18 protein-coding genes are annotated in these 23,121 nt (G+C 48.6%); 5 read left to right on the plus strand and 13 right to left on the minus strand.

The features are described from left to right. Nucleotides 1-41: 41 nt before the first annotated feature. Nucleotides 42-716 (minus strand): Rossmann-fold NAD(P)-binding domain-containing protein, encoded by a 675-nt coding sequence (locus GCE9029_RS01810; protein WP_062660777.1) that lies wholly within the window; start codon nt 714-716, stop codon nt 42-44. Nucleotides 717-918: 202 nt separating this feature from the next. Here GCE9029_RS01810 and GCE9029_RS01815 point away from each other — a divergent pair, with 202 nt between their 5' ends. Together GCE9029_RS01815 and GCE9029_RS01820 are read left to right on the plus strand one after the other, a co-directional pair. Continuing rightward, nucleotides 919-1,563 carry a YecA/YgfB family protein gene (locus GCE9029_RS01815; RefSeq protein WP_062660778.1) on the plus strand — a complete coding sequence of 215 codons (645 nt, stop codon included), beginning with the start codon at nt 919-921 and terminating at the stop codon, nt 1,561-1,563. Then, nucleotides 1,563-1,949: a (deoxy)nucleoside triphosphate pyrophosphohydrolase gene (locus GCE9029_RS01820; protein WP_062660779.1), complete on the plus strand. Its 387-nt coding sequence runs from the start codon at nt 1,563-1,565 to the stop codon at nt 1,947-1,949. The genes GCE9029_RS01815 and GCE9029_RS01820 overlap by 1 nt, the downstream gene beginning before the upstream one ends. 57 nt (nt 1,950-2,006) lie before the next feature. On the opposite strand, the gene dsbB is transcribed toward GCE9029_RS01820, so the two are convergent. Together dsbB and nhaB are read right to left on the minus strand one after the other, a co-directional pair. After that, nucleotides 2,007-2,543, minus strand: coding sequence for a disulfide bond formation protein DsbB (dsbB, locus tag GCE9029_RS01825; protein ID WP_062660780.1), 537 nt, complete (start codon nt 2,541-2,543; stop codon nt 2,007-2,009). A gap of 85 nt (nt 2,544-2,628) precedes the next feature. Next, nucleotides 2,629-4,215: a Na(+)/H(+) antiporter NhaB gene (nhaB, locus tag GCE9029_RS01830; protein ID WP_002541059.1), complete on the minus strand. Its 1,587-nt coding sequence runs from the start codon at nt 4,213-4,215 to the stop codon at nt 2,629-2,631. A 668-nt stretch (nt 4,216-4,883) separates the two neighbouring features. Between nhaB and fadR the strand changes: the two genes are divergently transcribed. Continuing rightward, nucleotides 4,884-5,735 carry a fatty acid metabolism transcriptional regulator FadR gene (gene fadR / locus GCE9029_RS01835; RefSeq protein ID WP_062660781.1) on the plus strand — a complete coding sequence of 284 codons (852 nt, stop codon included), beginning with the start codon at nt 4,884-4,886 and terminating at the stop codon, nt 5,733-5,735. A gap of 60 nt (nt 5,736-5,795) precedes the next feature. On the opposite strand, the gene GCE9029_RS01840 is transcribed toward fadR, so the two are convergent. The 5 genes from GCE9029_RS01840 to gap all read right to left on the minus strand — a co-directional run bounded on the left by GCE9029_RS01840 (nt 5,796) and on the right by gap (nt 13,026). After that, nucleotides 5,796-7,340, minus strand: coding sequence for a SpoVR family protein (locus tag GCE9029_RS01840; RefSeq protein ID WP_062660782.1), 1,545 nt, complete (start codon nt 7,338-7,340; stop codon nt 5,796-5,798). Nucleotides 7,341-7,383: 43 nt separating this feature from the next. Next, nucleotides 7,384-8,655: a YeaH/YhbH family protein gene (locus tag GCE9029_RS01845; RefSeq protein ID WP_062660783.1), complete on the minus strand. Its 1,272-nt coding sequence runs from the start codon at nt 8,653-8,655 to the stop codon at nt 7,384-7,386. Nucleotides 8,656-8,691: 36 nt separating this feature from the next. After that, on the minus strand, nt 8,692-10,626 hold the full coding sequence (locus GCE9029_RS01850; RefSeq protein ID WP_062663093.1) for a PrkA family serine protein kinase: 1,935 nt from the start codon (nt 10,624-10,626) through the stop codon (nt 8,692-8,694). A gap of 440 nt (nt 10,627-11,066) precedes the next feature. Continuing rightward, nucleotides 11,067-11,930, minus strand: coding sequence for a D-hexose-6-phosphate mutarotase (locus GCE9029_RS01855; RefSeq protein WP_062660784.1), 864 nt, complete (start codon nt 11,928-11,930; stop codon nt 11,067-11,069). Between the two features lie 100 nt (nt 11,931-12,030). Further along, a complete protein-coding gene (gene gap / locus GCE9029_RS01860; protein WP_062660785.1) occupies nt 12,031-13,026 on the minus strand; it encodes a type I glyceraldehyde-3-phosphate dehydrogenase in 996 nt (331 codons plus the stop codon). 489 nt (nt 13,027-13,515) lie between these two features. On the opposite strand from gap, the gene msrB reads away from it, so the two are divergent. Next, complete coding sequence (gene msrB / locus GCE9029_RS01870) at nt 13,516-13,911, plus strand: peptide-methionine (R)-S-oxide reductase MsrB (RefSeq protein WP_062660787.1); 396 nt, start codon at nt 13,516-13,518, stop codon at nt 13,909-13,911. A 71-nt stretch (nt 13,912-13,982) separates the two neighbouring features. Here the strand turns inward: msrB and GCE9029_RS01875 are convergent, their stop codons facing one another. Then, nucleotides 13,983-14,849, minus strand: coding sequence for a DUF2989 domain-containing protein (locus tag GCE9029_RS01875; RefSeq protein ID WP_062660788.1), 867 nt, complete (start codon nt 14,847-14,849; stop codon nt 13,983-13,985). Between the two features lie 155 nt (nt 14,850-15,004). Continuing rightward, nucleotides 15,005-16,771: a calcium-binding protein gene (locus tag GCE9029_RS26900; protein ID WP_062660789.1), complete on the minus strand. Its 1,767-nt coding sequence runs from the start codon at nt 16,769-16,771 to the stop codon at nt 15,005-15,007. Nucleotides 16,772-17,235: 464 nt separating this feature from the next. On the opposite strand from GCE9029_RS26900, the gene GCE9029_RS01885 reads away from it, so the two are divergent. After that, a complete protein-coding gene (locus tag GCE9029_RS01885) occupies nt 17,236-17,520 on the plus strand; it encodes a YeaC family protein (RefSeq protein ID WP_062660790.1) in 285 nt (94 codons plus the stop codon). Between the two features lie 52 nt (nt 17,521-17,572). Here GCE9029_RS01885 and GCE9029_RS26905 read toward each other — a convergent pair whose 3' ends face one another. From GCE9029_RS26905 to sppA, 3 genes are all read right to left on the minus strand, one after another. Continuing rightward, nucleotides 17,573-19,735, minus strand: coding sequence for a calcium-binding protein (locus GCE9029_RS26905; protein ID WP_082804248.1), 2,163 nt, complete (start codon nt 19,733-19,735; stop codon nt 17,573-17,575). A 264-nt stretch (nt 19,736-19,999) separates the two neighbouring features. Further along, nucleotides 20,000-21,010, minus strand: a complete 1,011-nt coding sequence (gene ansA, locus GCE9029_RS01895) for an asparaginase (protein WP_062660791.1) — start codon at nt 21,008-21,010, stop codon at nt 20,000-20,002. 96 nt (nt 21,011-21,106) lie between these two features. After that, nucleotides 21,107-22,963, minus strand: a complete 1,857-nt coding sequence (sppA, locus tag GCE9029_RS01900) for a signal peptide peptidase SppA (protein ID WP_062660792.1) — start codon at nt 22,961-22,963, stop codon at nt 21,107-21,109. Nucleotides 22,964-23,121 lie beyond the last annotated feature (158 nt).

The following is a 23,121-nucleotide window of genomic DNA, read 5'->3' on the forward strand; positions in this document are numbered from 1 at the left end:
CTTCGGTCTGCCTTTTCTCTTTGGATTCTCTGTTCCGAAATCTAGTACTGATTCAACACCCGGCCCGGCAAAATACGGTAATCGATACGTCCAGGCCAGTTCTGTTCGGACAGCGCTGATATCATGGCTCGTGCAACACGCACCGCTTCTACAGGCTCAAAATCTGCCAGAGGGCCAGCAAGAAATGGGTTCAGCAGCGGCATGATTCGCTGCAGGAATTGCTCATCCTTTCTTGGCTCTTCACGCTCGCCAACTAACGGGCCGGGACGTGCCACTAAAAGGCGTTCATACCCCATCTCTGAAAGTGCACGCTCCATTTTACCTTTGCAGCGCAGGTAATGGGATGGTGACCAAGGGTGAGCCAACAAACTGGAAACTACAGCCAGATGTTTCACACCGACCACTGCCATCATACGCGCTACTTTGACCACAAGGTGGTAATCCACCTCTTCTAGTGCCGCTTTCGAGCCTGCCTGCTTCTTGGTTGTACCTAAAGAAATATACCCTTGAAGTGGCACTGGCCACTGAGGTTGCCAGTGAGTAACTGAAAGGTCAGGACTTTGATGGACAATGATTTTTTCAGACACCACAGCAACGGGACGTCGCGTTACAACGTGGATATGGGAGACATCGGGGTCCCCCAGTAATTGATGTAATAACTCGTCACCTACCAAGCCGGTCGCACCGGCGATAATGACACTTCGAGACGATGGCACTGACAGAAAGTCCTCTTAAATCAATTGCGGCTAGACTACCACGGTTTGAGCAAAATGATTCAACGCCTTAGACCAATTATTCGATTTGTCGCGTAGTTCTGCCGTCTAAAAAATGACCTTGTTTTCATAAGGAGAAGTCGAAAATCAGCGGTGACGGGCGTTTTGGGTTATGATCCGTTTTTTACATCATTAGAGAACCACAATGACGTCGATGGTCGAATTACAAAGTGGCTGGGAAGGTATGCCAGCCACTTTTATTGAAGGTGCGCTTTTGGCTGCGAACCTGTCTCCAGCACCTCTGGATCCTGAAAATAGCTGGATGCCTGTTTTGCTTACTGGCGGCATGGACGAAGACGATGTGGAGCCAATGACCTCTGAGCAGAAAAAGGCGGTGATGCTGCGATTTGAGCAGCAGTATGTGGCGCTGATGAAGCACACTTACGAACTGCCTGCAGAGTTGTCACTCGACGCATCACGTAATGAAAACCATCAGGCTTTTGCCGAGGGTTTTCTCGCGGTTTGGCCGCATATTGAACCAGCTTGGCAGGAAATCAAAGTGTCTGATGGTAGCCGACGCATGCTTTCGGCACTGATGACCACCATGCTGTTCTTGCATGACGAACAAGGCACACTGGATCAGATGAAAGAAGCAGGGCTGGCAGCATTGCCATCACCGGAAAAGTACTACCAGCAACTGCCTTTGATGATTAACGAAGTGGCACTTGCTGCCGATGAGGTGCAGCAAGGTTCTGGTGCTCGTGCGGTGAACCCTTATAAGTCGGTTGGTCGTAACGATCCTTGTCCTTGCGGCAGCGGAAAGAAATTCAAAAAGTGCTGTAGTAAGTGATGATGAGCGCTCCGATATTGGTCGTCGCTGGTGTGCTCACTGACGGAGATAAGATTCTAATTACCCAGCGCTTTGATAATGAAGGCGGCCTCTGGGAGTTTCCCGGTGGCAAAGTGGAACAGGGCGAAAGTGAACCTGGCGCCTTGGTCAGAGAGCTTTGGGAAGAGTTGGGTATAAAAGTGAAGGTTGGAGAGTATCTGACCGAAACGCTTCACCACTACCCAGCCAAATCGATTCTATTGAAAAGCTATCGATGCGAGCTGGTTGAAGGCGATATTGCGTTACATTGCCACCAGGCAAAGGCTTGGATAACCCCATCAGAGTCGGATGCTTATACCTTCAGCGATGCCGACAAACCTTTGGTTGAATTGCTGAAAAATAAATAACAAAAATCCCAGCCTTGGCTGGGATTCTTTATGATCCTATCGACGCAATGGCGTCAACTAGAAAAGGCGGCGCTCGCGCTTACCGAACAGCTGAGACAACACAACAACCGCCAACACAACCAGCATGGCTGCGAAAATCACGACAAGCCATTGAGGCATAGACAGTGTCAGGAATTGCCAAACAATCTTGCTGCAATCGCCGCTTGCTTCAAACATCCAAGGAACCCACTGGTTCAACGGTGCCCAAGAAGGGAAAGAAACAAAGATATCGCAGGTCGCACCAAACAGATCGTTTGGATCCGGGAACTGGTAGCCGACATGCTCAATGGAAAGTTTAAGACCCCAACCTGCCGCAACACCCCAGGCAATCAGTCCTGACCAACGTACCAGTGGGTTCTTCGGAGCAATCATACCGATGAGACCAGCACCAACCACACCCAACATGGCGACACGCTCATAGATACACATGACACAAGGCGCCAAGTCCATCACGTGTTGGAAAAACAGCGCGCAGCCTTCGAGGATTAAACCCGACAGCATCAGCAAAAACCAAGCGCCACGCCCACGGGATATTTCGTTGAAATACGACAACATAAAATACGAATCCGTTGTAAAAGACAAAGCCCCACCGAAGGCGGGACTTTGTTATTCAAAGATGTAACAGGTTGAAAAGCAACCTTTAGTGACCAGTACTCACTGCACCAGCCGCTTCAACGGTGCCAAGTGTGATCCAACCCGCTTCATAGAACCATTCCGTCATTGGAAGCAGCAGCAATTCGATACCTGCGAGACCTACCAAGCCCATCACGACGGTGTATGGCAGTGCCATGTAAACCATCTTCCCGTACGACAAGCGCAGGAGCGGAGCCAGCGTTGATGTCAGCAGGAACAGGAACGCCGCCTGACCGTTTGGTGTTGCCACCGACGGAAGGTTGGTACCGGTATTGATTGCGACAGCGAGAAGCTCGAATTGTTCACGAGTAATGATGCCGTCCATCAGTGCCGCTTTTACTTCGTTGATGTAAACCGTACCAACGAATACGTTATCTGACACCATGGAGAGCAAACCGTTCGCTATGTAGAACATGGTGAGCTGTGCACCACCTTCCAGTTGCAGAACGGCACTGATGACAGGAGTAAACAGGCCTTGGTCGACGATAACAGCAACCACTGAGAAGAAAACCGCCAACAGTGCAGTAAACGGCAGAGCCTCTTCGAAAGCTTTACCAATATGGTGCTCGTCAATAACGCCAGTGAAAGAGGTCGCCAGAATGATAACGCTCAAGCCAATCAAGCCAACCGCAGCCAGGTGCATTGCCAGCGCAATCACCAGCCAAACTGCAATGATTGCCTGAACAACAAGCTTTGCCACATCGTAGTTAGTGCGCTTAGCACGTTCAGCGTTGTTAAACTCAACCAGGATTTGGCGAACGTTTTCAGGCAGTTTTGCACCGTAATCAAACAGGCCAAACTTTTCGACAAATGCACAGGTCGCCAAGCCACAGAACAGAACCGGCAAGGTAACAGGCAACATTCGAACAATGAACTCACCAAATTGCCAACCTGCTTTCTCAGCGATGATCAGGTTTTGAGGCTCACCAACCATGGTCATTACACCACCCAGTGCGGTACCGACACCAGCATGCATCAGCAAGCTGCGCAGGAAAGCACGGTAGTTCTCAAGGTCATCACGGCTTAGGTCATCGCGAACAGACTCGTCTGAGGTATGGTCATGGTTGGATTGGAAGTCTTTACCTGAAGCAACACGGTGGTAGATGGAGTAGAAACCAACAGCCACACTGATCACCACGGCAATCACTGTCAGCGCATCAAGGAATGCAGAAAGTAATGCGGCTGCAGAACAGAAAGCCAGAGATAACAGTGTTTTCGACTGAATACCGAGCAGGATTTTGGTAAAGATGAACAGCAGTAGCTGCTTCATGAAGTAGATACCCGCCACCATAAAGATCAGGAGCAGTAGTACTTCGAAGTTGGCAACCAGTTCGTGCTTGACGGTTGCCGGGCTCGTCATGCCGATGGCAACTGCTTCAATAGCCAGCAAGCCGCCTGGCTGGAGTGGGTAACATTTAAGCGCCATCGCCAGAGTGAAAATAAATTCCACTACAAGCAACCAACCCGCGATAAACGGATCGATAGCGAAAACAATTGGGTTGATAATCAAGAACGCAATAATCGCCGCTTTGTACCAGTCGGGCGCCTTACCGAGAAAGTTCTTGATGAAAGCATTCCTTAGCGTAATGGCCATGTTTATGTCTCTGTTTCTTATATAAGCAAGTATCTTTGGAGGCTTGAAATGAAGATGTAAACGCTCTGTTGCGAAAGGGGGCGGCAAAATTACATAATTTCAAATTTTGTTGAAATGACTGGAATCTGACCCTTAAACGCCGATAAATCGACGAAAAGCACCGCTGAAACCTATCGCATAGGCAAACTCGGAGCACACAATACAGCGACTTTTCAAACAGTCAACAATCCTTTGCATGTTAATTAAATTACTGGAGTATGTTACGAAAAAACGCGACTCCAACCCTGGAGTTTTGAAATATCCTGTAACATTTGGGCGCCGTTATTCTATGCATGGGACTGGTTGTATACAGTGATGGTGATCAAGGATAACGCGCAGCAGAAAACAATCGTCTTTCTTTTCATCAATGCCGTGTGTGAAGAGTTGGAAAAATTGGTAGCTGGTCAGTTTTTGTGGTTTAAAACGCACATAAAAGTGCATGTTGTGGTTATGAAACCAGATAAGGCCGCTGTTCAAGTTAGATGAAAATTTAATTAACTGTGATGTACGCCCGTCAAATCGCGGTCAAATGGGCGCAAACGATACCCTTGATAGGTTTCTAGGTTGTGATGATAAGTGGTATGATGAGTTATTAATCAAGATAAGAAGCAACTTGGAAACAACACTAAATGGTTATTAAGGCGGATAGCCCGGCAACTTTTGCTGAGAAATATATTATCGAGAGCATTTGGAATAATCATTTTCCTCAAGGCTCAATTCTTCCCGCAGAGCGCGAGTTGTCAGAACTGATTGGTGTCACACGTACTACCCTTCGAGAGGTGCTTCAGCGCCTGGCTCGTGACGGCTGGCTGACCATCCAACATGGAAAGCCAACACGTGTGAATGACTACATGAATACCTCTGGTCTCAACATCCTTGATACGCTAGTCACCCTAGAAGGTGAAGATGTTCATGGCGTGTTGGAAAACCTACTGTCAGCGCGTACTGACATCAGTGGCGTTTACATGCGTTACGCAGTGAAAAACGACCCACAAGTATGTGCCGACCTGATTGAAAAAGTGATTGGCCGTTGTGAGGCATTGCTGGCGAGCGATAGCTTTGCAAGCTTCATTGAAGCTGCTGAAGAGAAAGATGCGATTCAGCAGGATGTGAAGAAAATTTACGATACCTTCGGCAAAACTGATTTGGAAACCTGTGAAGCGGTTTGCCGCGGTCGCGCATTCAACCACTTCGACTACATGCTGTTCCAAGGCATGGCGCAACGCTCAGGGAACAAAGTTTACGTATTGACCATGAACGGCATGCGTAAAATCTACTCCCGTGTTGGTGGCTACTACTTCATGGACAAGCGTGCTTGTGAGCTGGCGATTCAGTTCTATCGCGATTTGCTGGTTATCACCAATGAAGGCCGTCATTTGGACGTGGCTGACCGTATTAAGCAATATGGCCGTGAGAGTGGTGCGATTTGGTTCTCTAACCGTGACACGATTGCAAAATTGATGGAGCAGGAAGAAGCGTAATTTCCCTCCTCTCTAAAAAGAAAAACCGCCAGCAAGGGCGGTTTTTTTGTGCCTGTTGGCTTAGCTTCCCGGTATCAGGTCGGGGTCAAACTGTGGGCGCTTTGGGCACGTAGAAACAATCTTGCTCTTACCGTCCGGAAGCTCTTCTTCCAGAACGACTTCAAAACCCCATAAACGGTGAACATGCTTGAGCACTTCTTCGTAGGAATCGTTCAGCGGGATGCGGTTATGTGGCACGTAACGCAAGGTCAGCGAGCGGTTGCCACGTAAATCTACATCGAACACCTGAATATTGGGTTCGTGGTTACTGAGGTTGTATTGTGCCGACAGCTTCTCTCGGATCTGGCGGTAACCTTCCTCATTGTGGATGCTTGTCACTTCAATGAAGTTTTGTCTGTCGTCGTCATTGATGGCGAAGAACTTCATGTCCCGCATCACTTTTGGAGACAGGAACTGGCTGATAAAGCTCTCGTCTTTAAAGTTCTGCATCGCGAAGTGTAGGGTTTCGAGCCAGTCACTGCCGGCAATTTCCGGGAACCAGTATTTGTCTTCATCCGTTGGGTCTTCACAAATACGCCGGATATCCTGGAACATAGCAAAACCCAGCGCATAAGGGTTGATGCCACTGTAAAAACGGCTGTTGTATGGAGGCTGTGCAACCACATTGGTGTGGCTATGTAGGAACTCCATAATGAAACGGTCAGTCACCAGACCTTCATCATAAAGATGATTGAGAATGGTGTAGTGCCAGAACGTAGCCCAGCCTTCGTTCATCACCTGCGTTTGCTTTTGCGGGTAGAAATACTGGCTGACTTTTCTGACGATGCGTATCACTTCACGCTGCCAAGACTCTAACAGTGGTGCGTGCTTCTCAAAGAAGTAGAGGATATTTTCCTGTGGCTCTGAGGGGAACCGATCGACGGTTTTTTCACGTACTTTTTCACTGGTTGGAATGGTGCGCCACAACGCGTTCACTTGGCTTTGCAGGTAATCTTCGCGAGACTTTTGACGCGCAACTTCCTCTGCAATCGAAATCTTCTGCGGGCGTTTATAGCGGTCTACACCGTAGTTCATCAGCGCATGACAGGAGTCGAGCAGCTTTTCGACTTCATCGACGCCGTATTTCTCTTCACATTCGCTGATGTAGTTTTTAGCAAACAGCAGATAGTCGATAATCGAGCCTGCGTCTGTCCAGGTTTGGAACAGGTAATTGCCTTTGAAAAACGAGTTGTGTCCGTAACAGGCATGCGCCATAACCAGAGCCTGCATCGTGATGGTGTTTTCTTCCATCAGGTAGGCGATACAAGGGTCGGAGTTAATCACGATTTCATAGGCAAGACCCATGTGGCCATGCTTATAACCGCGCTCAGTCTCGATGAATTTTTTACCGAAAGACCAGTGGTTATAGTTGATAGGCATACCTACGCTGGAGTAGGCGTCCATCATTTGTTCGGCAGTGATGATTTCAATTTGGTTCACATAGGTGTCGAGGCGATAGTGTGCTGCCACACGTTTGATTTCTGTGTGGTAGCTTTCTAGCAGCTCAAACGTCCAGTCAGGACCATCACTGAGCGTCTTCTTTTTCTTTTTTGCTGCGACTGCCATAGCGTCCTCCTTGGATCTCTATCCCGGAAAAAGAGGTGAGGGATTAGCTCACCTGTTTCTTAAACAACTCCCGGAAGACTGGGAAAATGTCGTCGGCAGAACGAATATTCTGCATGGCGAAGTTTTCGTAACTTTCTGCCACCGCTTCATACTCGCGCCACAGTGTTTGGTGGGCTCGACGGGTGATTTCAATGTACGCGTAGTAGCGTGTGACTGGTAGCAGTTGTCTTTCCAACAACTCACGACAGCCTGGTGAATCATCCGCCCAGTTGTCACCATCTGATGCTTGTGCGGCGTAGATATTCCACTCGTTAGACGGATAACGCTCTTTCACGATGTCGTTCATCAGTCGAAGCGCACTGGATACGATAGTGCCACCCGTTTCCTGTGAGTAGAAAAACTCATGCTCGTCCACTTCCTTAGCCTGCGTGTGGTGTCGGATGAACACCACTTCCACGTTCTTGTAGGTTCGGGTGAGGAAGAGATAAAGCAAAATATAGAAGCGTTTGGCGATGTCTTTTGTGGCCTGGTCCATCGAACCTGACACATCCATCAAGCAGAACATCACCGCTTGGCTGCTAGGCTGTGGACGCTTCTCGTAGTTTTTGTATCGTAGGTCGAAGGTATCGATGAAAGGGACTGCAGCGATCTTCGCCTTCAGCTCATCAATTTCTTCCTGGATACGTTTCTCTTCGAGTGGCTGTCCTGGCTCAGTGCTTTTCAGCGCTTCAAGTTCTGCTTCCAGTTCACGAAGCTTGCGTCGTTTCCCTGCTGACATTGCAGTACGGCGTGCCAGAGAGTTTTGAAGCGAGCGCACAATCGCAATGTTGGCGGGAACACCGGTTGCTTTAAAACCAGAACGGTGAGTTTTCCATTCAACCAGCTTGTTCATCTGATTCTTTTGAAGGTTTGGTAGTTCCAGATCTTCGAACAGTAGATCCAGATATTCGTCTTTCGAAATCTGGAATACAAAATCGTCCTGGCCTTCACCATCTGGACTTGCCTGACCTTCGCCAGCGCCGCCACCTTGCCCACCGCCTGGTGGACGCTCTATGCGGTCGCCGGGGATAAATTGGTCGTTGCCAGGGTGGACAGCATCACGCTGTCCGCCTTTGCCTTGTCGGAATACTGGCTCTCGAATGTCTCGGGAAGGGATAGTGACGCTTTCGCCACTATCCACATCAGTGATGGAACGTTTATTCACGGCATCAGCAATAGACTCTTTAATCTGTCGCTTGTGACGTCGCAGGAAACGCTGACGGTTCACCGTGCTTTTGTTTTTCCCGTTGAGCCTTCGATCAATAAAATGCGCCATAAGCCCCCCGTAATTTCAATACATCCCTAGACAGACTTACGAGGATTTACGCACACGCAAGTACCACTCAGAAAGCAAGCGAACTTGTTTGCGGGTATATCCTTTTTCCATCATACGGGCGACAAAGTCGTCGTGTTTCTTCTGTTCTTCGGTCGACGTTTTCGCATTGAAGGAAATTACCGGCAGCAGCTCTTCGGTGTTCGAGAACATTTTCTTCTCGATAACGGTGCGAAGTTTCTCGTAGCTGGTCCAAACCGGGTTCTTACCTTCATTGTTTGCACGTGCACGAAGGACAAAGTTCACGATTTCATTACGGAAGTCTTTAGGATTACTGATACCTGCAGGCTTCTCGATTTTCTCCAGTTCACTGTTGAGCGCAGAGCGGTCAAACAGTTGCCCGGTATCTGGATCACGGTACTCTTGATCCTGAATCCAGAAGTCTGCATAGGTCACGTAACGGTCAAAGATATTCTGACCGTACTCAGAGTAAGACTCGAGGTAGGCAGTCTGAATTTCCTTGCCGATAAACTCGACGTACTTAGGAATCAGGTAGCCCTTCAGGTTTTCCAGATACTTCTCGGCTATTTCCTGCGGGAACTGCTCACGCTCAATTTGCTGTTCAAGCACGTAGAACAGATGAACAGGGTTCGCGGCCACTTCGGAATGATCAAAGTTGAACACGCGGGAAAGGATCTTGAACGCGAAGCGGGTAGACAGACCGTTCATGCCTTCGTCGACGCCTGCATAATCGCGGTATTCCTGATAAGACTTGGCTTTTGGATCTGTGTCTTTCAGTGTTTCACCGTCATAAACACGCATTTTGGAGAAGATGCTGGAATTTTCCGGCTCTTTCAAGCGAGAGAGCACGCTAAAGCGGGCGAGGATGTCGAGCGTGCTTGGTGAACAAGGCGCGTTCGACAGCTCACTGCTTTCCAACAGTTTGTCGTAGATTTTGATCTCTTCAGAGACACGCAGACAGTAAGGCACTTTCACGATGTAAACACGGTCAAGGAATGCCTCGTTGTTTTTGTTATTGCGGAAGGTCTGCCACTCAGACTCATTCGAGTGAGCGAGGATCATGCCATCAAACGGCAGGGCAGACAGACCTTCAGTACCGTTGTAGTTACCTTCCTGCGTCGCTGTGAGGAGCGGGTGAAGCACTTTGATAGGTGCCTTGAACATCTCGACGAATTCCATCAGACCCTGGTTCGCTTTACACAACGCACCTGAGTAGCTGTAGGCATCTGGGTCGTCTTGAGCAAAGTGCTCAAGCTGGCGGATATCGACTTTACCGACCAGTGAAGAGATGTCTTGGTTGTTTTCATCACCTGGTTCTGTTTTCGCAACAGCCACCTGGTCCAGGATAGATGGACGAACTTTGACAACCTTAAATTTAGTAATGTCACCGCCGAATTCATGCAGACGCTTGGCAATCCAAGGCGACATGATGGTGCGAAGGTAACGTTGAGGAACGCCGTATTCGCTTTCCAGTAAGGCGCCGTCTTCCGCAGCGTCGAACAGACAGAATGGGTGGTCGTTAGTTGGGCTTCTCTCACCGTTAGCAGTTAGTACGTAGACCGGTACTTTCTGCATGAGGCTTTTGAGTTTTTCAGCCAGAGAGGACTTACCGCCGCCGACTGGGCCAAGTAGGTAAAGAATCTGTTTGCGTTCTTCCAACCCTTGAGCGGCGTGTTTGAGGTAGGAAACAATCTGCTCGATGGCATCTTCCATGCCATAGAAATCTTCGAAAGTTTTGTAGCGAGAGATTACGCGGTTTGAGAAAAGTCGGCTCAAGCGAGGATCGAGCGCGGTGTCGATCATTTCAGGTTCGCCTATGGCCATTAACAGCCTTTCAGCCGCGTTTGCGTATGCGCTGCGGTCTTCCCGGCAAAGGTCCAGAAACTCTTGAAGGCTCAGCTCTTCGTCTTTTGCTTCTTCGTAGCGCTGACGATAGTGGTCGAAAATACTCATGGTCCTGCCCCCTAAAATCGTGCTGTTATCAATTAGAAAGGATATCGGCGCAGTTGCTTTCATATCCTCACTCTTTTAAGACTAGTAGCAACTGATCAATTTGCTTGGTTGAATTGCTTGTTTTTTCAATATTTTTCCCTTTTGTGATAAGGCTTTGTATTCAGCCCATCACGATCTGAATGTGTGAATATCTCTACTCAACCGTATATACACAGGGAATTCTTCTATCGATCCCTTCCCAATAGAGAATTCTCACCAACGAGACGCCTTTTTGTGGGTTTCTAACTTCCGTCACACTTAAGACTTCCCAAACTTTGCATTTCGCCACGTTTGGCTAGGTATCCTGACGGACTCTATCAACTTGCATTGCACGTGCCAGAAAACGAAAAAGCCGGAACACTAAGGTTCCGGCTTTGATGAAATCACTGTAAGTTAACGATTTATTTACAAATCACTTCCGTTGAAAGCGTATGTTTTTCGCCTGGCTGCAGCGTCACGCTTCTGTCGTACACAGCGGATTCTGCACAAACCATGGTCAAAAATCCGTCGTTTTCCATATCAGCCATGCCTTCGGCAAGTGCTTGCCATGGGTTCCAGACTACCACACCATTGTTACCTGAGTTCTCTACAGTGATACGACGCTGGTTGGCTGCATCGTCGATGACAACAGCCTTAGCTGCCTGGGTGTAGATTCGGTCTACTTCGCCTTCGAACTTCGCTGTACCCGAGCTTGGCTTGCGCTCGCCTGCTTCAATGTACTCGTTACCGAGCTCCGACACTGAGGTTTGGTGGATATCACCAATGTTGAAGTAGGTGTGGAGCGCACCTCCGATTTGCATTGCTCGCTCGCCGGTGTTGGCCGAAACCAAACTGACTTTGAGTGTGTCGCCGACTTCCATCAGAATTTCCGCATGGAATGCATGAGGCCAAATGGCGCGGGTTTCAGCATTGTCTGACAACGTCAGGCTGATGATCACGCCTTCTTCGTTTTCGCGATGCTCGTTGAGTGCCCATTCGCTGGTGCGCGCAAATCCGTGTGAAGGCTCTGCAGCTTTACCAAACCAAGGCCAGCAGACAGGTATACCACCACGAATGGCTTTGTTACCGGTAAAATCCGCTTTCTCACTCATCCAGATGGTTTCTTTTTTGCCGGTTGGCGTGAAGCTGAGCACGTGACCGCCAAAGAGTGAAACAGCGGCAGTGGCTTTTGGATGAATAACACGAACAACTTTAATACCGTCCAGTTCGCAGACGGTGACATAGTCAGAGAGAACAGCAAGGGTAGGGAGCTGCTTTACGTCCATGAAGGTGCCTTTTGAAAATTAGCTACAAAAATTCAGGTACAAAAAAGGCGGCCATCAGCCGCCTTTTTGTCACTCATGCCTTATCGGCAATCCGGAATGATTACTTAGAGATGTGAGCAATCAGGTCCAGAACTTTGTTTGAGTAACCGATTTCGTTGTCGTACCAAGATACAACTTTAACGAATTTGTCAGTCAGAGCAACACCAGCTTTCGCGTCGAATACTGAAGTTTGAACTTCACCGATGAAGTCTTGAGAAACAACTTCGTCTTCAGTGTAACCCAGAACGCCAGCCATCTCGCCTTCTGAAGCAGCTTTCATTGCCGCACAGATTTCAGCGTAAGTAGCAGCTTCTTTCAGGTTAACAGTCAGGTCAACAACAGAAACGTTTGCAGTTGGTACGCGGAAAGCCATACCAGTCAGTTTGCCGTTCAGTTCTGGAAGAACTACGCCAACTGCTTTAGCAGCACCAGTTGATGATGGGATGATGTTCTGAGAAGCACCACGACCGCCACGCCAGTCTTTCGCAGAAGGACCGTCAACAGTTTTCTGAGTTGCAGTAGTCGCGTGAACAGTAGTCATCAGGCCAGACTCGATGCCCCACTTGTCGTTCAGTACTTTCGCGATTGGCGCAAGACAGTTAGTAGTACAAGAAGCGTTAGAAACGATGTCTTGACCTGCGTAAGTCTCTTGGTTAACACCCATAACGAACATTGGAGTTGCGTCTTTAGATGGACCAGTCAGAACAACTTTCTTCGCACCAGCAGTGATGTGCTGACGAGCAGTTTCGTCAGTCAGGAAGATACCAGTAGCTTCAGCAACAACGTCAACGCCTACTGCGTCCCACTGAAGTTCAGTTGGGTTACGCTCAGCTGTTACACGTACAGTCTTACCGTTAACAACCAGGTTACCGTCTACAACTTCAACAGTACCGTTGAAGCGACCGTGAGTTGAATCGTACTTCAGCATGTACGCCATGTAGTCAACGTCGATCAGGTCGTTGATTGCTACAACTTCGATGTCGTTACGCTCAACAGATGCACGGAAAACGAAACGGCCGATACGGCCAAAACCGTTAATACCTACTTTGATAGTCATTATGTTGCTCCACAACTTAATATCTAGTGAAAGGAAATTGGTAGTAAAATTACAGAATCGGTACCACCCATGCAAGCAAAAAACCCATCTAAATTGCTTAAAGTCAAAAATTAGTACGGATTATTTTTACATCGCCCAAACAATATTTGAATGTGCTACAAAATATTTGAAATATTCCCGTAAAATACCCTAGCTTGATATTTGTACAACGCCATCTGTCATACTCTTTAGGGCGCATATCTGCTTCGCTAAACAAGTATGGTGACAATATGCTGTTCGGTAAGTGCGAAAACTGAGAATCGAAAACGAGTTTGTTTGCGCTGGGCGTAAGCCATTGTTGGTGAGATAAAAGTCATCAAGCCACTGAAGCTGTGACCTGACGGGCGAAGCTTATTATCCGGGGTGGTACTTAAGGTGATAAGCAGGTAAAAAATCTTTTGCCAATTTCCGGCCTGCCGGAAAGTGAAATTTCCCGCACAAGAGGAAGTCATGACATCAGATAATAAGTGGAAAGCGTCTCTGTCTGAAGAGGCATATAAGGTCTGTCGGTTGGGACATACAGAAGCACCATATACTGGTGCTTTATTACACAATCATAAGAAAGGAACATATCACTGCGTCTGCTGTGATGCTCTTTTATTTGATTCGAGTACAAAATTTGACTCTGGATGCGGCTGGCCAAGCTTTGATTTAGCGGTAGAAGGTGCTGTTCGTTATCTGGAAGACCAAAGCCATGGAATGGTGAGAACAGAGATACGTTGCTCAGCGTGCGATAGCCACCTAGGTCATGTGTTTGATGATGGGCCGACAGAAACAGGGCAGCGCTACTGCGTGAATTCAGTGTCGATGACTTTTGCTGAGCAGAACGACGAAAGCAAAAGTTGAAATTCACTGGGTATCAGAAAACAAAAAAGTGCGCTCCCAGCGCACTTTTCGGTTTTAAGAGGTGGCAATTATCAGGTCGGGTCACCCAATGTCGCAAGTTGCATCAGTAGCCCTTTTTCAAAATCCCCATCTTCGATTTCAGACGCAATATCTTTTGCAATGTCAGCAATAGTCGCACGTCTTGAATCTGCCATTGGGTACAGCAGTTTAAGTTGAGCCTCTTTAGCAATTGGCAGCCCCAGTTCTCCGCCTACCAGTGCCCACATGTAGGCTTCATCGAGCTTTCCTATTGAGTGGTTAGCTGTTGCGAGAGATTTAACCACATCTGGAATTGCCTTTTCACGGGTATCACCAGCACGGCCATCATAGTAGGAGAGGGCTTTCAACAGCAGTTTGATCGTGTGTTCTTTGTCTTTATCGACATAGTAAGTGGCCAGGCCCAACTGTAGCTCTGGTGTATCCAAATACTCGGTTTCCTCCAGTTTGAGGAATTGCTCCAGCGCTTCATTGTCACCCTGTGTCCAGCGATAGTAGATGATGGAAGGCTGATAAGAAGACTTCAACTTCTGCTCAATGCTGTCAATGGTGTCATAGGCGTGGAACAACGCTTCTGTTCGCAGCGTCTTTTTCGATTTCAACGTCGTGGTTTCGATCTGTGCGGCAAGCTCCATACACTTGGCGTATTTCTTGGTGAGCAGCAACTCATCGAATTTATTCAGGTCTGAATCTTTTTTGATGACGTCGTAACGCTTCCAAATTAGATCGGTGCGCTCATGACGGCATTGGCCGTCGCGGACATTAAGCTTTTGGCAGATCTGAGGGTAATTTTCACAAAGCTGGGCGGTGCTGCGGTTGCTTTCGAAACAACCCGCAACAAAAAGTGGGGTGATAGCGGCGAGTGCCAGCTTCATCGGACTATTCAGCAAGCCTTTCTTCATCGTATGCGTGGCTCTTTCTGTCTCTATTGATACACAAATGACTTATAACATAAACGCTACCTTTCAGTTTATGTTCATTTCGCGAGTTTTGCGTGAGTCCACAGAGATAAAAAAGACCAGCACAGTGGCTGGCCTTTTATCAGAGCGTGTTTTTCCTACACAATATCGGTACCGAGATAGGTAATGTTTTCAGCATCAGTCCAAATAGTCACCTGATCATCACTGTAGATATCAGTGAAGACATACGCCTGTAAATCAGCGGCTTGAGCGGCAGTCAGTCCCATTTTCTCGAGCATTGCCGGTGTAATGTCAGCATTAGACGTGCCAGTTGCTTCGTACTGCCATTGAACGCCAGTGAGATTCAGCGTGTCGTCGCCTTCACCAAGCCATGCCACAAATCCTTGCCAATCATCACGCGTTGTGGTGTCTGACTGCGCGTCAATTTCGTGGATGTTGATGGTAACCGTCTGATCGCCAGCACCACCAATGGCGGCTTCAATACCCGCGATGATGTTACCAGTAACACCTGGCATTGTTTGGTAGGCCTCGCCAGTAAAATCGGCGTGCACTGAACCAGAAATTTTCAGAACATCAAAGCCTGTTGCCGCATCATAGATGTGTTTGTTTATTACTCTGCCACTGGGTAGTGTCAGCGTCTGGCCCTGGAAGTCATCGAGGTCAAAAATCAGTATGTCTGTATTTGTTCCTCCATTGAGGAGATCTTCACCTTCCTGACCGTCGAGCAGGTTGTCGAAACTGCCCCACCCGGCAAAAATGTAGTCATTACCTTCGCCACCCAGCAGGGTATTACTACCTAAGTTGCCGTAAACAGTATCGTCACCATCTCCACCATCGAGATAGTCATTACCGCCATTGCCGCGAAGGAAGTCGTTGCCATCTTCACCATAGATGGTGTCGTTACCTGCGTTACCACGGAGATCATCATCGTCTGCGGCACCATAAATTTCGTCGTCGCCAGAGCCGCCAAAGATCAGATCTTCGCCATCGTCACCGTTAATGTAATCATCGCCTTGGTCGCCACGAATAGTGTCGTTGCCGGCATCACCCCAGATTTCATCGTTTCCGCTTCCACCGCGGATGTAGTCATCGCCGTCCTGCCCGAAGACCAAGTCGTTGTCGCCGCCGGCGAGGATAGTGTCATCACCTCGGCCACCATAAAGGGTATCGTCACCGGCACCGCCTTCAAGTTTGTCAGTGCCATTCTGACCTTGGAGGATGTCGTTGCCGTTTCCGCCATGCAGGTGGTCGTCGTCGTTTCCACCCCACAGCGTATCGTTTCCATCACCGCCAGAGAGGATATCGTTGCCATCTGCGCCGACGAGAAAGTCATTACCGCCTTCGCCATAGAGACGATCGTCACCTTCGTATCCGTAGAGGTTGTCATTTCCGTGCGTGCTGGTGTCACTATCGATTTCTTCAACAGCAATGGTGACGTCAGCAGATGAAATGTTGGTGTCAACATCATTGAGATCGAATGGACGCCACTCAAAGCCAGACAACTCGGTTGAAGGCATGGTAAAGAAGACGAGTTTGGCACCGCCCGGAACATTGATATCAATAGCCGACCCACGTTCTGCAAGGCTAACGTAATCAACAATAATGTCGCGGCTGATCACTGCGCCTGTAGCGTCCAGGATCGCATACCCCAGGCTTTTCTCTTCACCAGAAGGAAAATTAAACTGTGACAAAGTGACTGTCACCAGCGTCTCTTCTTGTAGCGCGTAAGAACCATCGGTATCAGGAGACAAGGCGGTGATTTCAGACTCTGAAGAATCACCGTACACCGCGTCGTTACCCTCATAGCCACGCAGTGTATCGTTTCCCAGTAGACCATATATTTGGTCGTCGTCGGTGGTACCGACCAGATTGTTATTTGTGTTATCGCCAGAAATGGATGCCATAAGGCGTACCTTGATCGAAAAGTATTATTCTAGAGACCACAGGTACAGCGTCGTGGACTCAGTGTATTAAACGGGCGGGACAGATTTCACGACATGGTGTCTGGTTTTTTGTTCAATTGGTTTTAGTGAAACCAGTTTCTGTTGGCCGAGCGTCGTCACATAAAGTGGCAAAAGGTCAGGGATCTCTCAAGCCGTGAGGTGCGTATTCAGATTAAAATCAGTAGTATTGCGGGCGTAGCAGAATTGAAATAGGCACTAAAGTGCCATGAAGGATTGAGTCTTGGTATGAGAAAATGCTGAGTCCAAATCCTTTGTTGTGTTTTCTGCCAACTAGTCGTTGTACTTTAGCGGTTTAGCTTACTTTGAACCCTGAAAATGCATTCATAAATGGGTTTCATTTCGCATCGTAGCTCAGCGCTCTGTTGTATTGGCTTTCGAGTGCATAGGAACAAAAAGGAATTACCATGGATATTGAGCAGTTACTGTCCACTATTACGCCAGAGGCTTTTGAGCGTTTGCTGTACGCTGTTGAAACAGGGAAGTGGCCTGAAGGTACACCTTTGACGCCTGAGCAGCGCGACAATGCCATGCAGGTGGTGATGCTTTATCAATCCCGCCACAACACTGACCCGCAGCACATGTCAGTTGCCGCTGGTGGTGATATCACGATGAAGTCGAAAGCACAGCTTAAAAGAGAATTTGCACCGGACCAGGAAACCATCGTTCAAACCAAGTTGAACGAAGAATAAAAAACGCCGACAGTATGTCGGCGTTTTTCTTTGTGTCATACAGAGCACACTATCAGAAAATATCTGTACCAGCCTGAGTGATGTTTTCTGCATCTGTCCAAACCGTGATTTGCGCATCACTGAAATCGAATGAGAACACATAGGCTTTCAGGGTACTTGCTTCGTCTGCAGTCAGTCCCATTTGTTGGATCATCGCGGGAGTGAGCTCCGCATTTGGTGTGGCGTCGGCTTCATAAGTCCAGTTTGGCCCGGCAAAGTTAAGCGTATCCTCGCCGCCACCAAGGTGCGCGACGAATCCATCCCAATCGCCCAGTTCAGTGTCATCAGATTGCGCCAGAATTGAAAACTCTTTTATCGTTACTGTCTGGTCGCCATCATCACCAACGACAGCTTCAACGCCGGCAATAACATTGCCTTTGACCGTGCTGTCTGACTGATAGGCTGCACCAGTGAAGTCGACATGTGCATCGCCGGAGACTTCCAGCACGTCGAAGCCTGTTGCGGCATTGTAGACTTGCTCATTCACAATGCGCCCATTTGACAGGGTCTTAGTTTCACCAGCAAAGTCTTGAATGTCGAAAACAAAGGTGTCAGAGCCAATACCACCCGTGTACGTATCGACACCTTCACCGCCATCCAGTCGGTTATTGGTGCCATTACCAGCATAAAGCTTATCATTGCCAGTTCCACCGAGAAGGGTATTGCTACCGGCATTGCCGAATAGCTTGTCATTGCCTGCGCCGCCATCGAGCGTATCGTTGCCTGCTTTGCCGTAAAGTACGTCGTCGCCTTCACCACCGTAAACAGTATCGTTGCCCTGACCACCGCGAATATCGTCTGCGCCTTCATCGCCGTAGAGGGTGTCATCGCCTTTTCCGCCAAAGATTTGATCGTCACCTTCGCCGCCGTGCACGATGTCAGCGTCATCACCGGCATAAATCTTGTCATTGCCGGTACCACCATCAATGGTGTCTTTGTCGCTGACTTCTTTTTCAGCGGTGACTTTGACAGTGAACACCGTGTCGTTGAAGTCTTTGTCACCTAAGCCGCGCAGATCTTCCCAAGCGGAACGATCGCCCGAGTTTCTTTCGTGGTCGAGGACGCCAGTATTTTCCGTTGCTTGAGAAACAAACACGTCGCTGGTCGCTGAGCCCTGTGACACTGTCGGCGTTCCGTCTAACGTTAGCGTGACTTCGCCTTTGTTGAAACCAGCGCGGTCACCATCTGGAATGAGGAACAGACCAATTTTTACACCGCCCATGGTGTCAATATCGATATTCAGCGAAGAGACATGTTTAACATTGTCAGCGACGATAACAGCGCGAATTACGTTTCCGTCGCTGTCCAGAATGTAATAGCCCAAACTGTTGTTGTAAGCCGCGCTGTGGCTGAAGCTGCTCAGGTCAAGGCGAACTTTTTCAGTGCCCGATACATCGAAAGTGGCATCAGAGCCACGTTCAATCTGAACGGTTTCTTTACCGAGGCGACCACCATAAATGACATCGTCACCTGCACCACCGTTGATGGTATCGTCGCCTTCATCGCCATAAATGATGTCGTTGTCTGGCAGCTTGATGAGTGACTGAGTCACCTTGATTTTGAATGTGGTGTCATTGAAATCGTTGTCGCCGCCACCCCATAGATCTTCCCACTTGCTGGTGGTGCCACTTTCACGCTCGTGATCAATGCCGTCACCGTTTTCACTCTTTTGGGAAGTGTATACGGTTGCAGAGTTTGAACCTTGAGTGACTGTCGCTGAGCTGGTAGAGAGATCCAGTTCGACGTCGCCTTTGTCAAAACCCTTGCGGTCACCATCAGGGATAAGGAAAAGTCCCAGCTTTGCGCCGCCTTCAGTTGCAATGTCGTCAAGATTGATTGAGCTGACGTTTTTTACGTTGTCTGCGACGATAACCGCCTTCAGCACATTGCCGTTGTCATCAAGAACGTAGTAGCCAAGGCTATTGTTGTAGGCAGCACTATGGGTGAAGTGTGAAAAGTCGATCGAGACATTATCACCCCCACTGATGTCAAAAGTGCCATCTGAAGAGCGTGAGAGAGAGGCGTCGCCAGTAAAACCGGAACTGCCACCGCCATTGAGGGTATCGTTACCCGCACCACCCCTGATAGTGTCATTACCTTCATAACCGAAGATAGTGTCGTTACCACTGGTGCCGTTTAAATTGTCATTTGCATAGGTGCCGGTAAACGTTGCCATCGTACTACTCCCTGACGTTAAGTCCCTTCTTATTTAGACTTTGCTACTGAGGTGTAAATTTATTTAACAGTGTCAGTACACTATTCAACTACGCACTAATCTCAAGACAACACTCTGGCTTTCAGTTGAATATCAGGGGAGGGAATGAAGAGATTCGGTTTGGAAGACCAGAAAAGTATGATGGCCGCGTGCTTGGAAGCATGATCCCAAAACAAGAAGGCCAGCTTTCGCTGGCCTCTTTATGCTGAACGCCTTTTTAGGCAATTAATGCGATAGCTCACCGCGCAAATCTTGTTGCAGTTGGGTGCGGATGGCATCCATTGGTAAGTCTTGGCTCAGCAAGAAATGGAGTTTGGCCAGTGCCGCTTCCGGCGTCATATCGTAGCCACTCAGAACACCAGCTTCAGCCAGCGCACAGCCCGTTGCATAACCACCCATGTTCACTTTGCCCGCAAGGCATTGAGTGAGATTCAACACAACAACGCCACGATCCGATGCTTCGCGAAGAAGGCCCAGCAGTTCTTGGTTCTGTGGAGCATTACCCACACCAAAGGTCAGCAGGATCATCGCATTCACTGGTTGTTTCAGTGCATTACGGATGACTTCTGGGGAAATACCCGGGTACATCATGATAATGGCAACAGGCTGTTCGGTAATCGTGTGAACCTTGAAAGCACCTTCAGGCTTCTTATCAATTTCTGCACCGTGAAGCTGGATGTTAATACCCGCTTCTAACAGAGGCGGCAGGTTTGGCGACGTAAAGGCGTTGAAGCCATCAGCATGAGACTTGGTGCTGCGGTTACCGCGCAGAAGTTGGTTGTTGAAGAACAAGGTCACTTCATTGATTGGGTAATTCGCAGCGATATGCAATGCATTCAGCAGATTCGCCTGACCGTCAGAGCGAAGCTCCGCCAGCGGGATTTGTGATCCTGTCACTATGACGGGTTTATCCAGGTTCTCCAGCATAAAAGAGAGCGCGGAAGCGGTGTAAGCCATGGTGTCTGTACCATGGAGAATCACAAAGCCATCGTATTTGTCATAGTTATCACGAATGTCGTCCGCAATGCGCTGCCACTCCGCAGGGGTCATGTCGGCGGAATCGATGAGTGGGCTGTATTCGTGAATCGTGAATTCTGGCATCTCTGGGCGATGGAATTCCGGCATTTGTTTGAGTTGTTGTTGCATAAAACCAGACACGGGAATATAGCCCTGCTCTGATTTCAGCATGCCGATTGTGCCGCCAGTGTAGGCGATATAAATGTGTTTTCTTTCCATCTTCACAACTTAAATGTAGCCGAGGTAGTGGGCGCATTATACGGAGTGGGTGCACGAAAAAAACCCCCGGACTTAGCCGGGGGTGATCGAGAGGTCTCAGTTTTCGTAATAACTGCAATTTGGGCAGAGCGCATATTGCCCGTTTGGATCATTGAAGTTATTCAGGTTGTTTATCTCGGTAACGGCGTGGTTAGCAAACTGTTGAACTGCGTCCGGCAATTTTACCGTTTCCGTCAGGCCCAGTGTCACCATTGCCTGGTTCATGAACTCGTAGATGAACTGCTGCGCTGGCGTCAAAGGTTCTTCCATCCAGTTCAGTGAATAATCCGTCACCTGAGCCAGCTCGGCCGCTGCTACAATCGCATCATCAAAGTCGCCCATTTGGTCAACCAAGCCACGTTTCATCGCATCGTAACCCGTCCATACACGGCCTTGAGCTACTTGATCAACGTCTTCCAGAGAAAGGTTGCGTTGGCTCGCTACCAAGCCAATAAAGCGCTGGTAACCGTTTTCGATGCCAAGCTGCATGATGTTGCTGATTTCTTCCGGTAACGCACGTGTCACGCCTACGCCGGCAAACGGCGTGGTACCGATACCGTCGTTATAAACGCCGTATTTCGCCAACACGTCTTCGAAGGTGGTCAGAATACCGAAGATACCGATAGAACCTGTGATAGTTGTTGGCTGCGCCAAAATGCGGTCAGCACTTGAGGAGATCCAGTAACCACCGGATGCAGCCACGCTAGACATGGATACAACGACAGGCTTGCCTGCCTGCTTGAGCGCATCCACTTCATTTCGGATCACTTCTGATGCAAAGGCGCTTCCGCCAGGGCTGTCTACACGCAAAACCACTGCTTTAATTGCATCGTTCAGGCGTGCATCACGAAGAAGTGCAGCGGTGGTATCACCACCGATAGTGCCTTCAGATTCAAAGCCATCAACGATTGCACCGCTTGCGACAACAACGGCGATTTGGTCTGCCTTAGGCAATTCAAAATTCAGCGGCGCGTAATCGTAGAAGCTTACATAGTTGAAACTGTCTTCTCCATCGCTTCCAAACACTTCTGCCAAACGGGTGCGGATTTGCTGACGGGTCATCAGCTCATCGACCAGGCCCATGTTGTAGGCTAATTTCGCGAAATCACCGTTTGCTGCCTTGAGGTTGGCAATGAGGGTGTTGGCATCCGGTGAAAGTGTTGAAACCTCAATGTTCCGGTTGGAAGCAATGTCATCGACAAAAGCGCCCCAAAGCTGATTCAGCCAAACAGAGTTTGCCTCGCGCGCTTCCTCAGACATGTCCGTACGGGTGTAAGGTTCAACGAATGATTTGTAAGTCCCGACGCGGAAAACGTGCGTGGTGATATCGAGGTTTTCCAACAAATCTTTGAAGTAAAGGTTATAGGTGCCGTAGCCACGTAACAGCACTGCGCCGTCCGGTGCCATAAAAATCTCATCGGCATAGCTTGCGAGGTAATACTGGCTTTGATTGTAGTGTCCGCCAATGGCAACCACAGGCTTGCCAGTCGCTTTAAACTCGTTGATCGCTTTAGCGATGTAACGGAGTTTGGTCAGGCTGGTTTCTGACATATCAGAAAGGCTCAGCACCATGCCATTGATTTTGTCGTCTTTCGCTCCGGCGCGAATTTGCTCAACGATATCGTAAAGCACGTTTTCAAACTGCATTTGTTGGCCGAAAAGATTGCGTGTCGCGAAATCATAAGGGTCAACGCGACGCTGTTTTTCAACGATTGGCCCAGAAATATCAACCAGAAGTGCTCGCTCTGGTTGCTCAACCGGTTTGGTTGGCGCGTCGTGTTCCATAGTGAAGAGGAAGTAAATCCCAACCAACATGGCGATAAACAGAATATTCAGAATCAACTGACGGGCAAAACTGAGTGCTTTCCAACACCACTTCAGCAGCGTGCCGATAAATTTAAAAAGCGTTTTCATTTGGTTATCCAGCTTCTTTTATTGCTGTTAATCGTAACGAATCCTACCCAATTAGAATAGTGGTGATTAATGTTGTAAAAATGTAAACAAACGTTTGAAACTTTTGTTTGAGTGGCTTATCTTGGTCTGACCAGAACTAATAATAACCATGGAAGCGC

The organism is Grimontia celer, assembly GCF_900055185.1.
In the GTDB taxonomy this organism is placed as follows: Bacteria; Pseudomonadota; Gammaproteobacteria; order Enterobacterales; family Vibrionaceae; genus Enterovibrio; species Enterovibrio celer.